At 72.0% G+C, this 20,226-nt stretch carries 19 protein-coding genes; 14 read left to right on the top strand and 5 right to left on the bottom strand.

The window, feature by feature from the left end:
- Positions 1 to 150: 150 nt before the first annotated feature.
- The 3 genes from ACIG87_RS22535 (at position 151) to ACIG87_RS22525 (ending at position 2,355) form a co-directional block, all read left to right on the top strand.
- Positions 151 to 360, top strand: a complete 210-nt coding sequence (locus ACIG87_RS22535) for a DUF397 domain-containing protein (RefSeq protein ID WP_396852967.1) — start codon at positions 151 to 153, stop codon at positions 358 to 360.
- A gap of 108 nt (positions 361 to 468) precedes the next feature.
- On the top strand, positions 469 to 951 hold the full coding sequence (locus tag ACIG87_RS22530) for an SRPBCC family protein (protein WP_396852965.1): 483 nt from the start codon (positions 469 to 471) through the stop codon (positions 949 to 951).
- Positions 952 to 1,107: 156 nt separating this feature from the next.
- Entirely contained in the window at positions 1,108 to 2,355 is a 1,248-nt protein-coding gene (locus ACIG87_RS22525; protein ID WP_396852963.1) for a PQQ-binding-like beta-propeller repeat protein, read from the top strand.
- 31 nt (positions 2,356 to 2,386) lie between these two features.
- Here the strand turns inward: ACIG87_RS22525 and hisC are convergent, their stop codons facing one another.
- From hisC to hppD, 4 genes are read right to left on the bottom strand one after another with little or no spacing between them, the layout of a single operon-like run.
- Complete coding sequence (gene hisC / locus ACIG87_RS22520) at positions 2,387 to 3,490, bottom strand: histidinol-phosphate transaminase (protein ID WP_396852961.1); 1,104 nt, start codon at positions 3,488 to 3,490, stop codon at positions 2,387 to 2,389.
- A complete protein-coding gene (locus ACIG87_RS22515) occupies positions 3,487 to 4,506 on the bottom strand; it encodes an RDD family protein (RefSeq protein WP_396852959.1) in 1,020 nt (339 codons plus the stop codon). Before ACIG87_RS22515 ends, hisC begins: the two co-directional genes overlap by 4 nt.
- A 40-nt stretch (positions 4,507 to 4,546) precedes the next feature.
- Positions 4,547 to 5,311: an RDD family protein gene (locus tag ACIG87_RS22510; RefSeq protein WP_396852957.1), complete on the bottom strand. Its 765-nt coding sequence runs from the start codon at positions 5,309 to 5,311 to the stop codon at positions 4,547 to 4,549.
- A gap of 11 nt (positions 5,312 to 5,322) precedes the next feature.
- Positions 5,323 to 6,528: a 4-hydroxyphenylpyruvate dioxygenase gene (hppD, locus tag ACIG87_RS22505; RefSeq protein WP_396852955.1), complete on the bottom strand. Its 1,206-nt coding sequence runs from the start codon at positions 6,526 to 6,528 to the stop codon at positions 5,323 to 5,325.
- A gap of 135 nt (positions 6,529 to 6,663) precedes the next feature.
- Between hppD and ACIG87_RS22500 the strand changes: the two genes are divergently transcribed.
- The 8 genes from ACIG87_RS22500 to ACIG87_RS22465 all read left to right on the top strand — a co-directional run bounded on the left by ACIG87_RS22500 (position 6,664) and on the right by ACIG87_RS22465 (position 15,069).
- Positions 6,664 to 7,152, top strand: coding sequence for an Lrp/AsnC family transcriptional regulator (locus tag ACIG87_RS22500; RefSeq protein ID WP_396852953.1), 489 nt, complete (start codon positions 6,664 to 6,666; stop codon positions 7,150 to 7,152).
- Positions 7,153 to 7,254: 102 nt separating this feature from the next.
- Positions 7,255 to 8,706, top strand: coding sequence for a PQQ-binding-like beta-propeller repeat protein (locus tag ACIG87_RS22495; protein WP_396852951.1), 1,452 nt, complete (start codon positions 7,255 to 7,257; stop codon positions 8,704 to 8,706).
- A 67-nt stretch (positions 8,707 to 8,773) separates the two neighbouring features.
- The gene (locus tag ACIG87_RS22490; protein ID WP_396852949.1) at positions 8,774 to 10,441 is read left to right on the top strand and encodes a fumarate hydratase; all 1,668 of its coding nucleotides are present in this window, start codon (positions 8,774 to 8,776) and stop codon (positions 10,439 to 10,441) included.
- Positions 10,442 to 10,895: 454 nt separating this feature from the next.
- The gene (locus ACIG87_RS22485; RefSeq protein WP_396852947.1) at positions 10,896 to 11,138 is read left to right on the top strand and encodes a hypothetical protein; all 243 of its coding nucleotides are present in this window, start codon (positions 10,896 to 10,898) and stop codon (positions 11,136 to 11,138) included.
- A 410-nt stretch (positions 11,139 to 11,548) separates the two neighbouring features.
- A complete protein-coding gene (locus ACIG87_RS22480; RefSeq protein WP_396852945.1) occupies positions 11,549 to 11,872 on the top strand; it encodes a GntR family transcriptional regulator in 324 nt (107 codons plus the stop codon).
- A gap of 220 nt (positions 11,873 to 12,092) precedes the next feature.
- A complete protein-coding gene (locus tag ACIG87_RS22475) occupies positions 12,093 to 13,187 on the top strand; it encodes a sporulation protein (RefSeq protein ID WP_396852943.1) in 1,095 nt (364 codons plus the stop codon).
- A gap of 106 nt (positions 13,188 to 13,293) precedes the next feature.
- On the top strand, positions 13,294 to 13,515 hold the full coding sequence (locus tag ACIG87_RS22470) for a hypothetical protein (RefSeq protein ID WP_396852941.1): 222 nt from the start codon (positions 13,294 to 13,296) through the stop codon (positions 13,513 to 13,515).
- Positions 13,516 to 13,668: 153 nt separating this feature from the next.
- Positions 13,669 to 15,069 (top strand): class II fumarate hydratase, encoded by a 1,401-nt coding sequence (locus tag ACIG87_RS22465; RefSeq protein ID WP_396852939.1) that lies wholly within the window; start codon positions 13,669 to 13,671, stop codon positions 15,067 to 15,069.
- 812 nt (positions 15,070 to 15,881) lie between these two features.
- Here the strand turns inward: ACIG87_RS22465 and ACIG87_RS22460 are convergent.
- A complete protein-coding gene (locus ACIG87_RS22460) occupies positions 15,882 to 16,430 on the bottom strand; it encodes a CGNR zinc finger domain-containing protein (protein WP_396852937.1) in 549 nt (182 codons plus the stop codon).
- A 76-nt stretch (positions 16,431 to 16,506) separates the two neighbouring features.
- Here ACIG87_RS22460 and ACIG87_RS22455 point away from each other — a divergent pair, with 76 nt between their 5' ends.
- The 3 genes from ACIG87_RS22455 to ACIG87_RS22445 all read left to right on the top strand — a co-directional run bounded on the left by ACIG87_RS22455 (position 16,507) and on the right by ACIG87_RS22445 (position 20,040).
- The gene (locus tag ACIG87_RS22455) at positions 16,507 to 17,469 is read left to right on the top strand and encodes an EamA family transporter (protein WP_396852935.1); all 963 of its coding nucleotides are present in this window, start codon (positions 16,507 to 16,509) and stop codon (positions 17,467 to 17,469) included.
- Between the two features lie 100 nt (positions 17,470 to 17,569).
- A complete protein-coding gene (locus tag ACIG87_RS22450; RefSeq protein WP_396852933.1) occupies positions 17,570 to 18,259 on the top strand; it encodes an HAD family hydrolase in 690 nt (229 codons plus the stop codon).
- Between the two features lie 89 nt (positions 18,260 to 18,348).
- Entirely contained in the window at positions 18,349 to 20,040 is a 1,692-nt protein-coding gene (locus ACIG87_RS22445) for a S8 family serine peptidase (RefSeq protein ID WP_396852931.1), read from the top strand.
- Positions 20,041 to 20,226 lie beyond the last annotated feature (186 nt).

Here is a 20,226-nt window from a genome sequence, read left to right as displayed (position 1 = left end):
CCGCAGCCGGTCGCACCGGCTGTCCGATCGTCCGGCTCTCCTGCCGCGTTTGTTCCACGGATTCCGTCGGCACGCCCCGCACCGCCCGCCTCCCGTCGGCGGCGTGGGGCGCGTCGGCGTGGCACGTCCCAGTGGACAGGAGGTACGAGCATGAACGATCTCGTCGGCGCGGTGTGGCGCACCAGTAGCCGCTCGAACGACCAGGGGCTCTGTGTGGAGGTGGCGGACAATCTCGTCCGCACCCGAGCCGTGGTCGGGGTACGCGACTCCAAGGACCCGTCGGGTCCGGCCCTCGTCGTCGGCCCACCGGGCTGGACGGCGTTCGTGGACGCCGTCCGGGAGGGGCTGTTCCGCCCCTGAGTGACACCGTCGTCGGCGCCCCGTCCGGGGCGCCGACGACGGAAATTTCACTGTCCGGCCCCCCGTTGGCCGCTCACCCGCCGTACCGTGGACGACACGGGAGGTGTCATGTCCACGGTTGCGGTCACCGCATTCATCGAGGCGCCGGCCGTCGACGTGTGGGCGCTCCTGACCGACCTGCCGGTCCGCGTCGACTGGCTCTGCACGGTCAGCGCCGTCGAACTGCTCACCCCGGGGCAGCTCGGCCCGGGGACCGCCTGGCGGGAGACCCGCACCCGGCCGGACGGCGGCGATCAGGTGGAGGAGTTCGTCGTGCTGGCCGCCGAGCCACCGCACCGGCTGGTGCTCAGTTCCCCCGGCACCGGGGTGGACTACCGGATCACCTGGACCCTGCGCACCGTCCAGCGTCGTCGCCGGGGCTGCACCGCCGTCACCGTCGAGCACCAGGCGGTGCCGACCGGCCCGTACGGCCGGATGTTGGCGCTGCTCTTCGGCGGTCTCGCCGCCCGGACGGTGGAGGGCGCGATCCGGCGTGACCTGACCGCGCTGGAGGCCGCCGTGCGCAGCGCCGACCACCCCACCGCCGCCTAATCGCCACCACGGGCCCTGCGGCCGAGCGTGCCTGTCCACCGAGCGTGCCCGCGACGAGCGGGCCGGAGCCCCGACGGGAATCCGTTCGCGCCACGCGGCGTGACCTGACCGGTCCCGAGGGGGGACGTCTGGGTAGGGTGCCGGGCGGAGGTGGGCATGGGATTCCCGAAGGGGCGGCGACGGCTCGTGGTCGCGGTCACCACGCTGCTCACCCTCGCGGTGGTCGCCGGCATCGGCTACCGGGTGCTCGCGCCCGCCGAGGTCAGTACGCCCGCCCAGGGCGCACCGCCGCCGGTCGGCACCCCGGCGATCGGGGTGGTGGGCCGGTTGCCGGTCGCGCCGCTGGTGGTCGCGGGACGGCTCCGGGTCTACGCCGCCGAGCGTCAGCTCTACGCCGACCAGCCCGCCGACGGCCGTAACCGGGTCACCCCGTTCTGGTCGTACCGGCGCTGGCCCGCTTCGCTCGACGGGGTGCTGGCCGCCGGTACGACGGTGCTCAGCCGCTGGTCGGACGGGAAACTGGTGGCGCTGGACGCGCTCACCGGGAAGGTCGCCTGGCGGGCCGACGGGCCGACGCCGGACGGCGGTCAGCCCGCCCGCCGCACCGGGGCGGCCACCGTCTGGGCTCCGCGCGGGATCTCCGTCGCGCCCGCCCCGGACGGCCGTACGGTGCTGGTGGTCTCCGGAGCGGGCAGCCTGCGCGGCTACGACCTCGCCGACGGCCGGCTGCTCTGGCAGGTCGACGGCGACCCGGACTGCCGTACCGACCTGGGCACCACCGCCGCCGGGCAGGCCGTCTCCGTCGACTCCTGCGCCGGGCCGACGGCGGTCGAGTTCCGGGACGTGTCCACCGGCACGGTGGGCACCCGCTGGCGACCGTCGGACGCCCCCGACCGGTTCACCGTCACCCCGGTCGGCTGCCTCACCCCCCGGTCGCAGTGCCGGGGGCTGCGCACCGACGGCGGGTCCGGCGGCCGGGGCTGGCAGGTCGGCCCGGGTGCGCCGATGGCCGCCCCCGCGCTGGACGCCGCCGACAGCACCCTGGTCGGTGAGCTGGCCGTCGGTGACGACGGCGGGGTGCTCAAGGGCCGGGAGGCGCGCAGCGGCAAGGAACGCTGGCAGCGCGGCGACCTGGGGCCGGTCCGGATCCTCGCCACCGAGGCCGGCCGGCTGTACGTGCTGACCGAGCGCCGTGAACTGGTCACCCTCGACCCGGTCACCGGTGCCCAGCGGTCCCGGTTCCCGATGACCCCCGGCCGGGACGGCATCGGCTGGAAGCCCGGCCAGGCGTACGCGGCCGGCGGCTACGTCGCGGTGGAGCGGCTCCGGGAGCGCGCCGGCCCGGACGACGACGACCAGGGTTACTTCCTGATGGCCGAACCGGTGGTGCTCGCCGCGACCTGAACCCGGCCCCGGCGAGCACCCGGTCGGCGGCTCAGGACAGCGCGGCCTCCGCGACGGCCAGGAAGGTGTCGTTCTCGGCCGGGGTGCCGATGGTGACCCGTACCCCGTCCCCGGGGAACGGCCGGACGATCACGCCGCGCGCCTCACACGCCCGGCCGAACTCCACGGCCCGCTCGCCCAACGGCAGCCAGACGAAGTTGGCCTGGCTGGACGGCACGTCGGGAACGAACTTGCGCAACGCCTCGGTGACCCGGTCCCGCTCGGCGACGACCAGCGCGCAGCGTCGTTCGACCTCGTCGGCCTGGGTGAGCGCGGCCAGCGCGCCGGCCTGGGCGGCGGTGCTGGTGGAGAACGGGGTGACCACCTTGCGCACCGCGGCGGCCACCTCGGGGGCGCCGACCAGCCAACCGATCCGCAGCCCGGCCAGCCCCCACGCCTTGGACAGGGTGCGCAGCACCACCACGTTGGGGCGGTCCAGGTAGGTCAGGCCGTCCGGCACCTCCGGGTCGGTGACGAACTCCCGGTACGCCTCGTCGATGACGACCAGCACGTCGTCGCCGACGGCGTCGAGGAACCGGTCCAACTCCGGCTTGCGTACCGCCGTACCGGTCGGGTTGTTGGGGTTGCAGACCAGCACCATCCGGGTCCGGTCGGTCACCGCCGCGGCCATCGCCGCCAGGTCGTGCCCGTGGCCGGCGTCGTTGGGCACCCGCACGCTGTTCGCGCCGCTGGTCGCCGCGATGATCGGGTACGCCTCGAACGAGCGCCACGAGTAGAGCAGTTCGTCACCGGGCAGGCAGGTGGCCCGGACCAGGTGCTCGGCCAGCGCCACCGACCCGCAACCGGTGGCGACCCGGTCCGGTTCCACGCCGTACCGCTCGGCGAGCGCGGTGCGCAGCGCCACCACCCCCATGTCGGGGTAGCGGTGCGAGCCGGTGACCGCCTCGGTGACCGCCTCGACCACCCCGGGCAGCGGCCCGTACGGCACCTCGTTGCTGGCCAGTTTGATCGCCTCGGTCAGGCCCAGCTCACGGGCCAGGTCGGCCGGGCTGCGACCGGGCACGTAGTTCGGCAGCGTGTCCAGGTCGGCGCGGGTCAGCCGCAGCGACGGCTGGTGACGTCCGGTGTCGGTCATGGGGTGTCTCCCGGGGGTTCGGGGTCGGCGCGGTCGGCCGGGGCGGTGGGGGTGTCGGGGCTGGCGGATCGCGGCACCTGCACCACGACCGTCTGGGCCCGCTTGTCGTGCAGCGCCTGGCGCAGCGGGTGGTCGAAGAGCGCGGAGACCGCGTCGACGAACTGGAGCAGCAGGCCGAAGCCGCAGCAGAACCAGAGCAGGGTGGGCATGCCCATGGTGCTCCACCGCCGGGTGGCCCGGCCGAAGCCGAGCGGCTGGTCGGCGTCCACCGGCACCGCCCGGATGCGCAGCAGCCGCTTGCCCAGGGTCTGTCCGCCGGATGCCATCGACGGCACCTCGTAGGCGAACCAGAGCGCGGTCGCGATGACCAGGATGGCGATCTGGAGCCCGCCGGCCTGCTCGCCGATCGTTGGCAGACCCTCCCGGGAGGAGTCACCGGCCAGCGCCCGGCGGAACGCCTCCCGCAGGTAGGGCGCGGTCTCCTCGAAGTACCGCCAGACGAACCAGCCGTTGACCACCGCGTTGAGCAGGAAGACGGCACCGAAATCGACCAGGCGGGCGAGTAGCCGGGCGCCGTAACCGGCCAACGGCATGCCGTGTGGGCGCGGCTCGGGCGGACGCCCCGGCCAGGTCGGGTAGGGCCAGCCGGGCGGCGGCCCGCCGGGCTGCCCGACCCCGGGCGTCCCCGGTTGCCCGACCCAGGGCTGTCCGGCTCCCGGCTGTCCTGGGCCCGGCTGTCCGATCCAGGACGTCCCCGGGGTGCCGGGTGCTCCCGGCGTGCCGGGGCCGGTCGGGGTCCACGGGGGTACGGGAGGCTGCCCGGTCGGCGTGGGCAGGGCGGCGGCGGGGGAGACCGGCGCGGCTGGCTCCGGGGTCGGCTCCGGCTCGGGCGGCGGCGGGCCCTCCGGTGGGGTGGCGTCGACCGGGATCGGGGCGCCGATCCAGCCCTCGCCGTCCCACCACCGTCGGGTGGTCGGCTCGGCCGGGTCGACGTACCAGCCTGGTTGCACGCTCACGGTCTCGCCCTGCGCTGTCCGGTTCGGTCGCTCTGCTCGCTCACTCGGCAACCTTAACGACGATGGTGCCGGCGAACTTGTCGTGGAGGCACTGCTGCCACGGCTTGTCCCAGAGTTGCCAGAGCCCATCGAGGTAGCTGAAGCCGGGAATGACGATCCCGGCGACCTGGTACGCGGCCCACCGTTTGGCCGCCATCCTCCGGTCCAGCGTGCCGGCCGGGTCCAGCGGCACCACCCGTAGCCTCATCACCCGCTTGCCGACGGTCTGCCCCGTCTTGAACATCATCTCGACCTGGTAGACGTAGCTCAGGGCGAGCATCACCAGGAAGATCCCGGCCTCCAGGGCCAGCAACGGCAGCAGGAAGCCGAGGAACGGGTCCGACACCGGGGTGCCGTCCGGTGCGGTGGCGGTCAGGTCCGGCATGACCAGCACGAAGAAGGCGATGAACGCCGGGATGGTGACGACCAGGCTGGCCGCCCCGAGCACCAACCCGTCCAGGAGCACCGCCAACAGCCGGTCACCGAAGCTGGCCAGCGGCTGCCCGCCCGGCGACAGCGCCGGGAAGCCGGGCGGCGGCATCCCGGGTGCCGGCGGCGGGTACCCGGGCAGCCCGGCGTACTGGCCGGGCGGCGTCGGGTACGGGCCGGGGTGCGGTGGGCGGAGGTGCGACGGGCCGCCGTACGGGCCGGGTTGCGGCGGGACGGCGTACCCCTGGGGGGTGGGGCCGGAGGGCGGCGCGAAGCCGCCGGCCGTGGGCGGAGGCCCACCGGCCGGCGACGTCGGGTGTGTCGGAGGCTGCGTCACGTTCGACAGTGTTACAGGTTGCCGCGTGCTTCCTGCTCCCGCTCGATGGCCTCGAAGAGCGCCTTGAAGTTGCCCTTGCCGAAGCCGAGCGAGCCGTGCCGCTCGATCAGCTCGAAGAAGACGGTCGGGCGGTCCTGCACCGGCTTGGTGAAGATCTGGAGCAGGTAGCCGTCCTCGTCCCGGTCGACCAGGATCTTGCGGGACTTCAGTTCCTCGATCGGCGCCCGGACGTTGCCGATCCGGGCGCGCAGCTCCGGGTCGTCGTAGTACGAGTCGGGCGTGTCGAGGAACTCGACGCCGGCCGCCCGCATCGCGTCGACGCTGGCCAGGATGTCGTTGGTGGCCACCGCGATGTGCTGTGCGCCGGGGCCCTGGTAGAACTCCAGGTACTCGTCGATCTGCGACTTCTTGCGGGCCACCGCCGGCTCGTTGAGCGGGAACTTCACCTTGCGGGTGCCGCTGGCGACGACCTTGCTCATCAGCGCCGAGTAGTCGGTGGCGATGTCGTCGCCGATGAACTCCGCCATGTTGGAGAAGCCCATCACCCGCTTGTAGAACTCCACCCACTCGTCCATCCGGCCGAGTTCGACGTTGCCGACCACGTGGTCGACCGCCTGGAAGAAGCGCTTCGGCTGGAGGCCGGCGGCGATCATCGGCTGCCGGTCGACGATCGGGCCCCGGGCGACGAAGCCGGGCAGGAACGGGCCGGTGTAGCGGGACCGGTCGACCAGGGTGTGCCGGGTGTCGCCGTACGCGGCGATGGCCGCCAGCCGGACGGAGCCGTGCGCGTCGGTCACGTCGTGCGGCTCGACCAGGCCGGTCGCACCCTGGGCGACGGCGTGCGCGTACGCGGCGTCGACGTCCGGCACCTCCAGTGCGATGTCGCTGACCCCGTCCGAGTGCTTCGCGACGTGGTCGGCCCCGGAGGCGTCGGGGCGCACCGCGCCGGTCAGCACGAACCGGGCCGAACCGCTGGTCAGCACGTACTCGGAGTGGTCCCGGTAGCCCTGCTCCGGCCCCCGGTACGCCACGCAGGTCATCCCGAACGCGGTGGAGTAGTAGTGGGCGGCCTGCTTGGCGTTGCCGACCAGGAAGTGCACGTGGTCGAGGCCCTTGACCGGGAACGGGTCACGGGTGATGTCGTGGTCGACTGCGCCGACGAGCGTGTCGACGTCGATGTCCTCGGTCGACTGGGGTCGGTCGATCGCCTGGGTCACGGTGGCCTCCCTCGCGTAGCGGCCGGCTTCGTGGGCCGGTGGTAGCTCTTCCAGGCAGCATCGCGGCGACCCGACGACTGGGCAACCGTTGCTTTTTCCCCTGGTCAGGTTGTGCAATCGGTAGGGTGTCCAGCCATGAACGGTGGACAGGGTGCACAGCTCGACGAGTTGGACGGCAGGCTCGTCCAACTGCTCGCCGACGAACCCCGGATCGGCGTGCTGGAATGCTCCCGCCGGCTCGGGGTGGCCCGGGGAACCGTCCAGGCCCGGCTCGACAAGCTGGTCAGTCGGGGGGTGGTCGGCGGGTTCGGGCCGGAGATCCGGCCGGCGGCGATCGGGTTCACGGTGACCAGCTTCGTCACCCTGGAGATCAGCCAACGGCACGGCCACGACACGGTCACCGCCCACCTGGCGGCGATCCCCGAGGTGCTGGAGGCGCACACCATCACCGGGGCCAGCGACCTGCTCTGCCGGATCGTGGCCCGCTCCAACGCCGACCTCCAGCGGGTGATCGACCAGATCGTCTCGTCCGAGGCGATCCGCCGGGCTTCCACGATCATCGCGCTGGCCGAGCAGATCCCGTACCGGACGTTGCCGCTGCTGCGCTCCGCCGCCGGTTCCTGAGTCCCCGGGCCTGCGCTGCCCGGCGGTCGACGGGCCCTCGGGGTCAGAAAGCGGGGCGACACTCCGGCGCGGGGGCGGGGCGGGGAGGTGAACGTCGCTACCGTGTGCGGTGTGAAGGGCCTTGGGGGGGTGCGGGGAGGGCTGCTGCTCGGGCTCGTCATCGTGGTCGCGCTCGCCGCCACCGGGGTGTGGAACCCGTTCCCGGGGGTGTGGGACTGGGTCGACCGCAGCGAGCCGATCTCCGAACCGGACGTGCTCTGGCAGCAACGGGTCGGCGGCACCCCGAAGAGCGTGACGATCGTCGGCGACACCGTCGTGGTCGAGCAGCGGACCCGGATCGAGGTCCGTAGCCTCGCCACCGGCGCGTCGCTCTGGGAGCGCAAGGCGGACTGGTCGGCGGTGGTCGGTGGCGACCGCGACGCCGTCGTCGCCGTGGGCAAGCTCCTGGTCAAGGGGTACGAGCTGATCGACCCCACCACCGGGGCGGTACGTCGGCGCGACAACGACGCGGTGGCCGTCTGGACGTACCGGAACATGTTGCTGGACGCCCGGTGTGTGGCCGCCACCGACTGCACGCTCAGCGCCTGGGATCCGCGGGGCACCAGCCCACTGTGGACGGCCTTCCTCCCCGGCGTCAGCACCGGGCTCTTCGCCGACAACCCGGGCCTGCGCGGCACCCGGCGGCTCTCCGCGCAGCGGATCGACGAGGCGGTGGCCGGGCCGGAGGCGGTGCCGCCGCTGCTCGGCTTCCCGGTGGACGGCCGGGTGCACGTGGTGGACACGGCCACCGGCCGGGTGGTGCAGAACGTCGAACCGGGCCGGGACGAGCGGTTGTCCGTGATCGGCGGCCGGATGCTCCGGATCACCGCCGTCTCGGTGGACGGCAGTTGCCAGTACGCCGTCTCGGCCCGGGATCCGGCCACCGGGCAGGAGGTGTGGCGGCGTACCGGGCTCAACCTGCGGACCGCCGACAGCGCCGGCTGCGCCCAGCGCGAGGACCCGCAGGGCGCCCGGAACGTGCTGATTGGGGTGGCCCCCGACGGGCGGGAGGCCGTCCTCGACGGGTACGACGGCCGGCTGCTGCTGGTCGACGCCGCGGGCGAGAAGCTGCTCGCCGTCGACGACCGGTACGCCCTGGTCCGGACCGCCGACAAGCAGTCGGTAGTCGCCCGGGAGCTGGGCACCGGCAAGGCCCGCTGGACCCGGCCGGCCGGCGCGAAGGCGGGCGCGGCGCTCACCCCGTACGCGGCGGTGTTGACCGGGGAGAAGCCGAACCGGCTGGTCGCCCTGGACCCGCGTACCGGAAAGGAGCTGGTGGTGCTACGGACCAGCGCCAACGCGCTCGCGGTCGGCCCGAACGGGATTGTCGTCGGCGAGGGCCGGGAGATCGGGTACGTCCGGTTCGGCGCGGGTGCCGGTGCGGCACCGCCCGCCGCGCCGCCTGCCGGATCGGACGGCGGTGGCGGGCCCGGACCGGGGCGCACGGGTGGCGCACCGGACACCGCGGACAGCTGCGGGCCGAAGCGGGAGCTCTGCCCCGACGGCAACGGGTGAGAGCGGCGTCCCACGACCCACCCGGCGGGTGTCACCGATCGACCGGTCTGCCCTAGGCTTTTCCGACATGAGCAGTGCCGCCGCGTTCTCGTACGCCCCCTTGCTGCCGACCGGTCCGGATCAGACGGAATACCGCCTGGTCACCGACGAGGGCGTCGACGTCGTCCACGGCCCGGGGGGCCGCCGTTTCCTGACCGTGGAGCCGGCCGCGCTGACCGCGCTGACCGCCGAGGCGATGCACGACATCGCCCATTTCCTGCGTCCCGCGCACCTGACCCAGCTCCGGGCGATCATCGACGATCCGGCGGCCTCGCCGAACGACCGGTTCGTCGCCCTGGACCTGCTGCGCAACGCCAACATCGCCGCCGGTGGCGTGCTGCCGATGTGCCAGGACACCGGCACCGCCATCGTGATGGGCAAGCGCGGTCGGCACGTGCTCACCGACGGCGCCGACGCCGAGGCGATCTCGCGCGGGGTCTACCAGGCGTACACGAAACTGAACCTGCGGTACTCGCAGCTCGCCCCGCTGACGATGTGGGACGAGCGGAACACCGGCAGCAACCTGCCCGCCCAGGTCGAGCTGTACGCCGAGGACCCAGACGGGCACCCGGACGCGTACAAGTTCCTGTTCATGGCCAAGGGCGGCGGCTCGGCCAACAAGTCGTACCTCTACCAGGAGACGAAGGCCCTGCTGAACCCGGTGCGGATGATCCAGTTCCTGGAGGAGAAGCTGCGGCTCATCGGCACCTCGGCCTGCCCGCCGTACCACCTGGCGATCGTCATCGGCGGCACCTCCGCCGAGTACGCCCTCAAGACCGCCAAGTACGCCTCCGCGAAGTACCTCGACGCGCTGCCCACCGCCGGTTCGATGACCGCGCACGGCTTCCGCGACCTGGAGTTGGAGGCCGAGGTGCTGGAGTTGACCCGCAACTTCGGCATCGGCGCGCAGTTCGGCGGCAGGTACTTCTGCCACGACGTGCGGGTGGTCCGGCTGCCCCGGCACGGGGCGTCCTGCCCGGTGGCGATCGCGGTCTCCTGCTCGGCCGACCGGCAGGCGGTTGCCAAGATCACCCCGTCGGGCGTGTGGCTGGAGCGCCTGGAGACCGACCCGGCGCGCTACCTGCCGGACGTCACCGACGAGACGCTCGACGCCTCCGACGTGGTGCGGGTCGACCTGAACCGGCCGATGGCCGAGATCCGGGCCGAGCTGTCGAAGTACCCGGTGAAGACCCGGCTGTCGCTGACCGGCCCGCTGGTGGTGGCCCGGGACATCGCCCACGCGAAGATCGCCGAGCGCCTCGACGCGGGCGAGCCGATGCCGCAGTACCTGCGCGACCACGCCGTCTACTACGCCGGCCCGGCGAAGACCCCCGAGGGCTACGCGTCGGGCTCGTTCGGCCCGACCACCGCCGGCCGGATGGACGCGTACGTGGCGAAGTTCCAGGCGGCCGGCGGCTCCCAGGTGATGCTGGCCAAGGGCAACCGGTCCGGCCAGGTGACCCGCTCCTGCCAGCAGCACGGCGGTTTCTACCTCGGTTCGATCGGCGGCCCGGCGGCCCGGCTCGCCCAGGACTGCATCAAGCACGTCGAGGTGCTGGAATATCCTGAGCTGGGCATGGAGGCGGTCTGGAAGATCGAGGTGGAGGACTTCCCTGCGTTCATCGTGGTGGACGACAAGGGCAACGACTTCTTCGCCGAGGTCACCAAGCCGGTGCTGACCGTGGGCCGCCGCTGAGGGCAGGTGGCTCTCGGCTGGCGGGAGGTAAGGCGATGCCCCGGGCCGCTTGCTGGCAGAGGCGGACACCGGGGCTGCCGGCTTGCGGCACCCGGTGGTGAAAGCGCCGGGGCGTTCGGGTCAACCCTGGCAGTGATACGTCCGGACGGCATAGATCGCGGTTGCGCCCTCCCCTCGGTCTTGCTCGGCAAACCGGAGATCTTTCACGGCGACCATGACGCGCTGCCCAGTTGCGCCACTGCCGGCGTCTACCCAAACCTCGACGGTCCCGTGTTCGGGTAGCTCCCGTGCTCCCACCGCTGGAACCTCTGATTTCGGCATGGAATCTCCTCCCGTAGTGCGCGACCGTATGCCAAATACCCAAGACCAGAGTTGGCCAAACGTCAAGGTATCTTTTGTGCCTAGTGGCGGGATGCATGGGTTGGCCTACTGTCTGGCCAGGGACGATGGCCGAGTGGCCAACCTGGAGTCAGCGGTACGGAAGCTACGTGCTGCGCAGGCTGGCGTGCCCCGTGCCGAGGAACGGGCCGCCAAGCTCATCGCTGAAGCCCGCGCTCAGGTGAAGGCTGCTCGTGTCGAGCTGGCCGAGGCCATCCGCGCCGCTGACCGGGACGGCGCACGTCAGGTCGACATCGTGGCGGCCACCGGTTATAGCCGGGAGAGGGTCCGGCAGATCATCCGGAACGGTGAAGACTGACCGCCTGGCTGACCTGCCCTCTTGGCCCTCGGCGCGCAGGTGGTGGAGCGCCGGGCCCGGCTCACCGGCTACGGCCGTGAACAGGTCCGGCGGATCCTACGAGCTGGCGGTGTGGAGCCCGGGAACTCCGGGGACGAGAGGCGTGACGACTCCTGAGGCGGCGCGCGGCCGACATTCCTTCGGCAGGGGTTGATCTGTCACCTTCGTCCTGGCGCTCTGCGACGAGACCGACGTGCGACGCCTGTCGAGTTGATGTCGTAAACGACTCCTGATCGCTTCCGGTTCCGTGTCGGGGCTATGGGGTGGGGAGAGGGATGTCGGTCTCGGCAGTGATACGTCCGGAGAATGCTCGATCGGGCCTAGGGATAACCGAGTTGGCATGCCGCCGTCTGGCCAGGGACGATGGCTGAGTGGCCAACCTAGAGTCAGCGGTGCGGAAGCTGCGCGCGGCGCAGGCTGGTGTGCCCCGCGCCGAAGAGCGGGCCGCCAGACTCATCGCTACCGAGATCGACCCGGTGTCGCCGGTGCCGCGATACCGGCAGCTCGCGGCGATCCTCCGTACGGCGATCGAGGTCGGCCAGTACCCGCCCGGGAGTCGACTCCCGTCCGAGAAGACCCTGACCCAGACCCACGGCGTAGCCCGGGAGACCGCTTCCAAAGGCGATGGACGCGCTGGCCGCCGAGGGGCTGGCCGTGATGGTTCCCGGTGTGGGCTGGCACGTTCCGTCCGGTGACGCCGGGAAGTCCTGACGCATTTCGGCTCGGCGACACACCGCATTGCCCGAGAGTAGCCGTGCGGATGCACTCAGCTACTTCGCAGGTTTCGTCGGTAGGTTCCCCGCCTGACGGCATCCATTATGGACGTCGTTGATCTGGTTGCGGCACAAGGGTTCCGGGTGGAAATTCCACCGGAACCGGGTGTCGCGCGTTCGGTGGTCGTCGAGGGAGACGTTCGTGGTGTTCAAGAAGATGCTGGGCGCGTTCGGGGTGGGCGGCCCCAGCGTCGATACGGTCCTTTCCAATCCGAACACCCGCCCGGGTCTGGTGCTGGGCGGGCAGGTGAACCTGGCCGGCGGCAGCCACGATGTGGAGATCGACCACATCACCGTCGGCCTGGTCACCCGGGTGGAGATCGAGGGCGCGGAGGAGGAGTACGACGCGGTCGTCGAGTTCCACCGCGTTCCGGTCGCGGGCGGCCTACACCTGTGTGCGGGGCAGCACCTGTCGCTGCCGTTCCAGGTCGCCATGCCGTGGGAGACCCCGGTGACCAACCTGTACGGGCAGCACCTGCACGGCATGACGATGGGCCTGCGTACCGAGGTGGCCATCCGGGGCGCGGTCGACAAGGGCGACCTGGACCCGGTGTCCGTGCACCCACTGCCGGTGCAGGAGCGCATCCTGGAGGCGTTCGGCCGGCTCGGCTTCCAGTTCAAGAGCGCTGACCTGGAGCGCGGGCACATCTCGGGGCTGCACCAGAGCCTGCCGTTCTACCAGGAGATCGAGTACTACGCCGCCCCGCAGTACGCCCACGGCGTCAACGCGGTGGAGTTGACCTTCGTGGCGAACGAGCACGGGGTCGACGTCGTGCTGGAGTTCGACAAGCGCGGCGGACTGTTCGGCGGCGGCCACGACTCGTTCGGTCGCTACCACGCTGCGCACGCCGACGCCGACCGGGTGGACTGGGCCGGGCAGGTCGACACCTGGGTCCGCCAGGCCCTCGACGGGTATCAGAGCCTGCACGCCGGCCACGGCTACGCCCCACCGGCCCAGGGCTACGGCACCCCGGGCTACCCGCCCCCGCCACCCGGCTACGGCGCTCCGGGCTACGGCGCTCCGGGCTACGGCGCTCCGGGCTACGGCGCTCCCGGCGGGCACTACAAGGAGGAGTACCACCACGAGCGGAGCAGTGGTCCCGGCATGGGTGCCGTCGCCGCCGGCGTGGTAGGCGGGGCGGCGCTCGGCTTCGCCGGCGGCATGGTCGCCGACGAGATCTTCGACTCGTTCGGCGATGACGAGGGCGGCGACGAGGGCGGCGACGAGGAGGCGTGATCCTCCCGCGATCCACAGTGGATCGCCGAGCGGTCTCATGATCTAATTCGGAAGGTTCATCCGCTTCCGCCCGGAATGCCCGGTCGGAATCTTCGAAGGAGTGTGCATGCCCGTCACCGCCGACCTCACCAAGCTGGTCGACAAGGCATACCAGGACAAGACCCTCACCGAGATCGTCGACGCCCCGGTGGCCGCGCTCGCCGGGGTCAGCGACGGCGACGCGAAGCTGCTCAAGGAGGCCTTCGGCATCACCACCGTCGGCGACCTCGGTCGCAACCCGTACTTCCGTACCGCCAACGCGCTGGTCGCGCTCACCGGCACGAAGTAGCACCACGGCGGATGCCCGGTGGCCGGTGCGACCCTGCCGGCCACCGGGCATCCGCTCGTCCCGCCCCCGTTCCCGCCGAGGCGTCGGACGGCTGTCGGCGCGGGACTGGGCGATCATCTGCGAGCCGGCGGCGGGCGCGGCAGGATGGAACGCGTGACGACTCCTGAGGCAGCGGGCTACCGGATCGAACGCGACTCGATGGGCGAGGTGGAGGTGCCCGCCGAGGCGCTGTGGCGGGCGCAGACCCAGCGCGCGGTGCAGAACTTCCCGATCTCCGGGCGGGGCCTCGAACCGGCGCAGATCAAGGCGCTGGCCCAGATCAAGGGCGCGGCGGCGCTGGTCAACGGCGAGCTGGGGGTGATCGGCGCGGACGTCGCCGAGGCGATCGCCACCGCCGCCGCGCACGTGGCCGACGGCGGGTACGACGACCAGTTCCCGATCGACGTGTTCCAGACCGGCTCGGGCACCTCGTCCAACATGAACACCAACGAGGTGATCGCCACCCTGGCCACCCGTGAGCTGGGCCGGGATGTGCACCCGAACGACGACGTGAACGCCTCGCAGTCCAGCAACGACGTCTTCCCGTCCTCGATCCACCTGGCCGCCACCCAGTTCGTGGTGGAGGACCTGCTGCCCTCGCTGAAACACCTGGCCGGGGCGCTGGAGGCGAAGGCGGCCGAGTTCGAGACGGTGGTCAAGGCGGGGCGTACCCACCTGATGGACGCCACCCCGGTCACTTTGGGGCAGGAGTTCGGCGGTTACGCCGCGCAGGTCCGCTACGGGGTCGAGCGGCTGGAGTCGGCGCTGCCCCGGCTGGCCGAGCTGCCGTTGGGCGGCACCGCCGTGGGCACCGGCATCAACACCCCGCTCGGCTTCGCCGGCCGGGTGATCGACAAGCTGCGCGCCTCGACCGGGCTGCCGTTGACCGAGGCGCGCAACCACTTCGAGGCGCAGGGGGCCCGGGACGCGCTGGTGGAGACGTCCGGCCAGCTGCGTACCGTCGCGGTCGGGCTCTACAAGATTGCCAACGACGTACGCTGGATGGGTTCCGGCCCCCGCGCGGGCCTGCGGGAGCTGCGCATCCCCGACCTCCAGCCCGGCTCGTCGATCATGCCGGGCAAGGTGAACCCGGTGGTCGCCGAGGCGATGCGGCAGGTCTGCGCGCAGGTGATCGGCAACGACGCCACGGTCGCGTTCGCCGGCAGCCAGGGCGACTTCGAGCTGAACGTGATGCTCCCGGTGATGGGCCGCAACCTGCTCGAATCGATCAAACTGCTGGCCGCGTCCAGCCGGCTCTTCGCCGACCGCCTGGTGGCCGGCCTGGTCGCGGACGTCGAGGTCTGCCTGGCGTACGCGGAAGGGTCGCCGTCGATCGTCACCCCACTCAACCGCCACCTCGGGTACGACGAGGCCGCCTCGATCGCCAAGGAGGCGCTGGCGAAGCAGACCTCGATCCGGGATGTGGTGATCTCCCGGGGGCACGTCGACTCCGGCAAGCTCACCGAGACCCAGCTCGACGAGGCCCTCGACCTCCTCCGCATGACCCACCCCTGACCGCGCCCGTCCACCCGTGCCCGTGCTCGACTCCGGTACGGCGGTACGGCGGGGTCGCTGGCGCGCCGCAGGTGAGTGGATCATGTGTGCCGCCCGGCTGGCCCGCTCGGCCCGGCTGGGTCGGCCGCCGCTTTCCAGTGGCCCCCGTTGGCCCGCCACTCCTGCGCCAGCGTCAGCCATCCGGTGCGTCCCACCCGTGGGAACGCCATGGTGGTGTCCTCCCACCCGGGGACCGGTTCAGCATCGGCTCCAACGCCTGGTCGGGCGTCGGGTCCGACGTCTGGTCCGGTGTTGGGGTCGGCGTCGGGTCCGCCGTCCAGGCCGGTGACGGGTCCGATGCCCAGGCCGTTGCCGGGTCCGGCGTGCCGTTGACTGTCAGGTCCAGCATCGGGCGCGATGGCGGGGCCGGTGGTCGGCCCACCGGCCCGGTTGGTCGGAACGGGACGGTCAGTCGGGGTTGCTTCGAGGCGGCCGGTGGGTCGGAACATCAGGGCAAGCCAGTGTCGCCAGGTGAGCCGGGGCATCGCGTCGTCTCCATGGTGAGTCGGCTGAGTCGTCTCCCCCGGAGGCGGGACCGTCGGCCGGGATGGCAGGCGGTCTCACCACGACACGTCGCGCCCGGAGGGTGGGGCGGTCGATGTCGTACTCACAGTGTGCTGATGGAGTCACTACGGTGTGAAGGGTTTGCGGCAGGTATGGTCCGGTGTTCGCAGATCCCGCCAGCGAGGGCCGGGCCCGCGGTGCGGTCGCACCGGCCACCTCGACGGGGCGATCCGATCGCCGGATCGGATCAGGGCCCGGCGGGGTGCGGGCTACTCAGGGCGACCGGCCGCCTTCCGGGCCCGGTAGGCGTTGACCGCGACCCGGTTTCCGCAGCCCGCTTCGCAGAACCGTCGGGACCGGTTCTTCGACAGGTCCACCAGCACGTTGGTGCAGTCGGGGTGGGCGCAGTGGCGCAGCCGGCCCAGCTCGTCGCCGCGTACCAGGTCGGCGACGGCCATCGCCGCCTCGACGGCCATCCGGGTGGCCAGCGGGGCGTCCCGGGGTGCGGCGTGCACGTGGTAGGGCTCGTCGTCGTGTCGGATCAGCTGCGGCAGCGCCCGGGACTCCCGGAGCAGGTCGTTGACCACGCCGACGACGGTGTCCGGGTCCTCGCCCCAGAGTTGGCGCAGCCGGGGGCGAAGCGCCCGGACGGCCCGCAGCTCGACCTCGGTGCGTTCGTGTCGGCCGGTCCACCTGTTCGCGGCGACGAAGCGGTCCAGCGCGGCGATGTCGGGCAGCCCTTCGCCGTCCCGGCCGTCGGTGTTGACCAGGGCGGCGGCGGCAGTCAGCCCGCACTCCGTGTCATGGGCGAAAAGCAACTTGACCCCTGTCGTTCTCGGCCGCTAGCGTCACCGGCGTAATGCTACTTTGCTGATGTCACGCCGGAGGAACCCGATGCCGCACCGATCCGCCGCCGGCACCGGCCTGGCCCTCGCCCTGCTCTCCGCCGTCACCTTCGCCACCTCCGGCACCTTCGCCCGCTCACTGATCGAGGCCGGCTGGTCCGCCGAGGCCGTCGTGGTGGCCCGGGTCGGCCTCGCCGCCCTGGTGCTGGCCGTTCCCGCCGCGCTCGCGTTGCGTGGCCGGGCGGAGGTGTTTCGCCGCAACCTCGGCCCGGTCGCCGTCTTCGGCCTGCTCGGCGTCGCGACCGCCCAGGCCTGTTTCTTCAACGCGGTCCGCTATCTGCCCGTCGGGGTGGCCCTGCTGCTGGAGTACCTCGGCATCATCCTCGTGGTGGGCTGGATGTGGCTGGTGCACGGGCAGCGACCCCGCCGGCTCACCGTGGTCGGTTCGCTGGCCGCCCTGGCCGGGCTCGGCCTGGTGCTCGACCTGACCGGCGCAGGCCGACTCGACCCGATCGGCGTGCTCTGGGGGCTCGGCGCGGCCGTCGGGCTGGCCGGCTACTTCGTCCTCGCCGCCCGGGTCGACCCCGACCTGCCCTCGGTCACCATGGCCAGTGGTGGGATGGCCGCCGGCGCGGCCGTGCTGGCCCTGCTCGGCCTGGTCGGGGTGCTGCCGCTGCGGGCCACCTTCGGTGCGGTCGACTTCGCCGGGCAGCGCACCAGCTGGCTGGTGCCGATCGCCGGGCTGTCGCTGGTCGCCGCCGTGGTGGCGTACCTGACCGGGATCGCCGCGACCCGCATCCTGGGGGCCCGGCTGTCGTCGTTCGTCGGGCTGACCGAGGTGATGTTCGCGGTGCTCATCGCCTGGCTGGTGCTGGGCGAACTGCCGGTGCCGGTGCAACTCGCCGGGGGTGCGCTGATCGTCGCCGGGGTGGCGCTGGTCCGCCTCGACGAGTTGCGCGCCGACCGCGCCGAACGGGCACCGGCCCGGACGGACGAACCGGCGCTGACGTGACGCCGTCGATCCGCGACTCGTCATGCCGATCTTCGACCGGGGCTCAGGGCAGGCGCATGCTCGACGTGGCCGGGTTCGACGACGTGAGAAGGTGACGGACATGCTCAGCGTGGTGGTGTTCGACGCCGACGAGACCCTGATCGACCTGCGTCCGGCGGTCACCGGCGCCCTGGTGGCCGTACTCGAGGAGATGCGTCGCCGGACCCCGGTGGCGGCCGGGGTCAGCCTCGCCGAGGTGGAGTCCGACTGGCAGGCGGTCTTCGGGTCGATGACCGCCGCTCCGGTGGGCGAGATCCGCCGGGCCGCGCTGGCCCGGTCGCTCGACCGGGCCGGGCTGGTCGGCCAGCTCGACGAGTTCGCCGAGCTCTTCTTCGCCCGCCGGTTCGCGCTCAGCCGCCCGTACGCCGACACCCTGCCGGCGCTGGCCGCGCTGCGCGCCGACTTCACCCTCGGTTACGCCACCAACGGCAACAGCCGGGCCGAACGCTGCGGCCTGACCGGCGCGTTCGCCTTCGAGCTGTACGCCCACGAGGGCGGCCTGCCCAAGAAGCCCGACCCCGCGTTCTACGCGGCGATCGTCGCCGCCGCCGGGGTGCCGCCGGAGCGGATCGCGTACGTCGGCGACTCTTTCGCCCACGACGTGCTCGGCCCGCAGCGGGCCGGGCTGCGCGGCATCTGGCTCAACCGGCTCGGTCTCCCGCGCCCGGCCGGGGCACGGCCCGACGCCGAGGTCGGGACGCTCACCGAACTGCCGGCGGCGCTGCGCAGTCTGCAACCGACGAATGCCTGATGCGGGTCCAATTCGGATTTGTATCTGGCGGAATTGCCGCTGGTGCTATGGGATGGCTGCCACGTCCCTCAACGAGAGGATCTGATGTGGTGAGCAAGCGCTTCACCGCCGGAGCCGTCGCGACCGCGGCAGCCCTGGCACTCACGGTGACCGGCCTGACCGTTCCGGCGAACGCCGGGCCGAGCACCAGCCGGACGTTCACCGTGGTGGCCGAGGACGGCGTCTCGGCGGACGCGGCGATCGCCGCGATCCGCGCCGCCGGCGGCACCATCGTGTCCCGCACGGACGACGTCGGTCTGTTCCAGGTCACCAGCGACCGGGCCGACTTCGCCGGCCGGGTCACCGCCGCTTCCGCGCTGGTCGGCGCGGCCGAGCAGCGGGCCATCGGCCGCAAGCCCAAGCTGGACCGGGTCGAGCAGGAGAACCTGCTGACCCAGACCAAGAAGGCGGTCAAGGCCAAGGGCAACGCCAACGGCAAGAAGCTGGACCCGCTGGACGACAAGCTCTGGGGCCTCGGCATGATCGGGGCCGACAAGGCCCGCAAGGTCATGCCGGGCGACAAGCGGGTCACCGTCGGCATCCTGGACACCGGCGTCGACGCCAGCCAGCCCGACCTCGCGCCCAACTTCGACTGGACGCTGTCGCGCAACTTCGCCCCGGACCTCGTCGACGTCGACGGCCCGTGCGAGGTGGCGAGCTGCCTCGACCCGGTCGGCACCGACGACGGCGGTCACGGCACCCACGTCGCCGGCACCATCGGCGCCGCCGCCAACGGCTTCGGCCTCTCCGGCGTGGCCCCGAACGTCTCGCTGGTGGAGCTCAAGGGCGGCCAGGACTCGGGGTACTTCTTCCTCGACCCGGTCGTCAACGCCCTGGTGTACGCAGGCAAGTCCGGCATCGACGTGGTCAACATGTCGTTCTACGTCGACCCGTGGCTCTACAACTGCACCGCCAACCCGGCCGACTCGGCCGAGTCGCAGGCCGAGCAGCGGGCCATCATCAAGGCGATGAAGCGGGCCCTGAACTTCGCCCACAACAAGGGCGTCACCCTGGTCGGCTCGCTCGGCAACAACCACGAGGACCTCGGCGCACCCCGCACCGACGTCTCCAGCCCGGACTACGGCGCCGACCCGTACCCGCGCCCGATCGACAACGAGAGCTGCTGGGACTTCCCGGTGGAGGGCCCGCACGTGATCGGCGTGTCCGCCGTCGGACCGTCCGGCAAGAAGTCGGACTACTCCAACTACGGCACCGAGCAGATCTCGGTCGCCGCGCCGGGTGGCTGGTTCCGGGACGGCTTCGGCACCGACACCCACCGCACCGACGGCAACATGATCCTCTCCACCTACCCCAAGAAGGTGCTCCAGGAGGAGGGCTCGGTCGACGAGAACGGCAACGTCGTCCCGGGCTTCGAGAACTCGGTGCTCAAGCAGTGCACCACCGCCGGTGAGTGCGGCTACTACACCTACCTCCAGGGCACCTCGATGGCCTCGCCGCACGTCAGCGGCGTCGCCGCGCTGATCGTCAGCAAGTGGGGCAAGAAGGAGGGCCGCAACGGCTACGGCCTGGCACCGGCCAAGGTGGAGCAGCACCTCTACCGGACCGCCGCCGAGCACGCCTGCCCGGAGCCGCGTACGCAGAGCTACGCCAACGAGGGCCGGTCGGCCGAGTTCGACGCGTACTGCGCCGGCTCGCTGAACTTCAACGGCTTCTACGGCTACGGCATCGTGGACGCGAACGCCGCGGTGCGCAGCCCGCTCAAGCCGAACGTTGCTCCCTGACGGGTGACACCCCGGCTGACGCTCGACACCTGGGCTGACGCTCGACCTTCCCAGGAGGGGCCCGGACGACCGAGGTCGTCCGGGCCCCTCCCTCGTGTTTTGACCGTTTTTGGGCAGGGTGGTCTTGGGTGTGGTGTGGGTGTTTGGTGGTGCTGTGGGGGGTGGGTGGTTACTTTCCCTTGTGGA

The sequence above is a fragment of the Micromonospora sp. NPDC051925 genome (genome assembly GCF_044548625.1).
Lineage (GTDB): Bacteria > Actinomycetota > Actinomycetes > Mycobacteriales > Micromonosporaceae > Micromonospora.
This window is presented reverse-complemented; position numbering and strand designations above follow the sequence as displayed.

Excerpts from the sequence above, each read along its gene's own strand:
- ACIG87_RS22535 (WP_396852967.1), top strand. The coding sequence starts at position 151 with ATGAACGATCTCGTCGGCGCGGTGTGGCGCACCAGTAGCCGCTCGAAC.
- ACIG87_RS22530 (WP_396852965.1), top strand. The coding sequence starts at position 469 with ATGTCCACGGTTGCGGTCACCGCATTCATCGAGGCGCCGGCCGTCGAC.
- ACIG87_RS22525 (WP_396852963.1), top strand. The coding sequence starts at position 1,108 with ATGGGATTCCCGAAGGGGCGGCGACGGCTCGTGGTCGCGGTCACCACG.
- hisC (WP_396852961.1), bottom strand. The coding sequence starts at position 3,490 with ATGACCGACACCGGACGTCACCAGCCGTCGCTGCGGCTGACCCGCGCC.
- ACIG87_RS22500 (WP_396852953.1), top strand. The coding sequence starts at position 6,664 with ATGAACGGTGGACAGGGTGCACAGCTCGACGAGTTGGACGGCAGGCTC.
- ACIG87_RS22490 (WP_396852949.1), top strand. The coding sequence starts at position 8,774 with ATGAGCAGTGCCGCCGCGTTCTCGTACGCCCCCTTGCTGCCGACCGGT.
- ACIG87_RS22470 (WP_396852941.1), top strand. The coding sequence starts at position 13,294 with ATGCCCGTCACCGCCGACCTCACCAAGCTGGTCGACAAGGCATACCAG.
- ACIG87_RS22455 (WP_396852935.1), top strand. The coding sequence starts at position 16,507 with ATGCCGCACCGATCCGCCGCCGGCACCGGCCTGGCCCTCGCCCTGCTC.
- ACIG87_RS22450 (WP_396852933.1), top strand. The coding sequence starts at position 17,570 with ATGCTCAGCGTGGTGGTGTTCGACGCCGACGAGACCCTGATCGACCTG.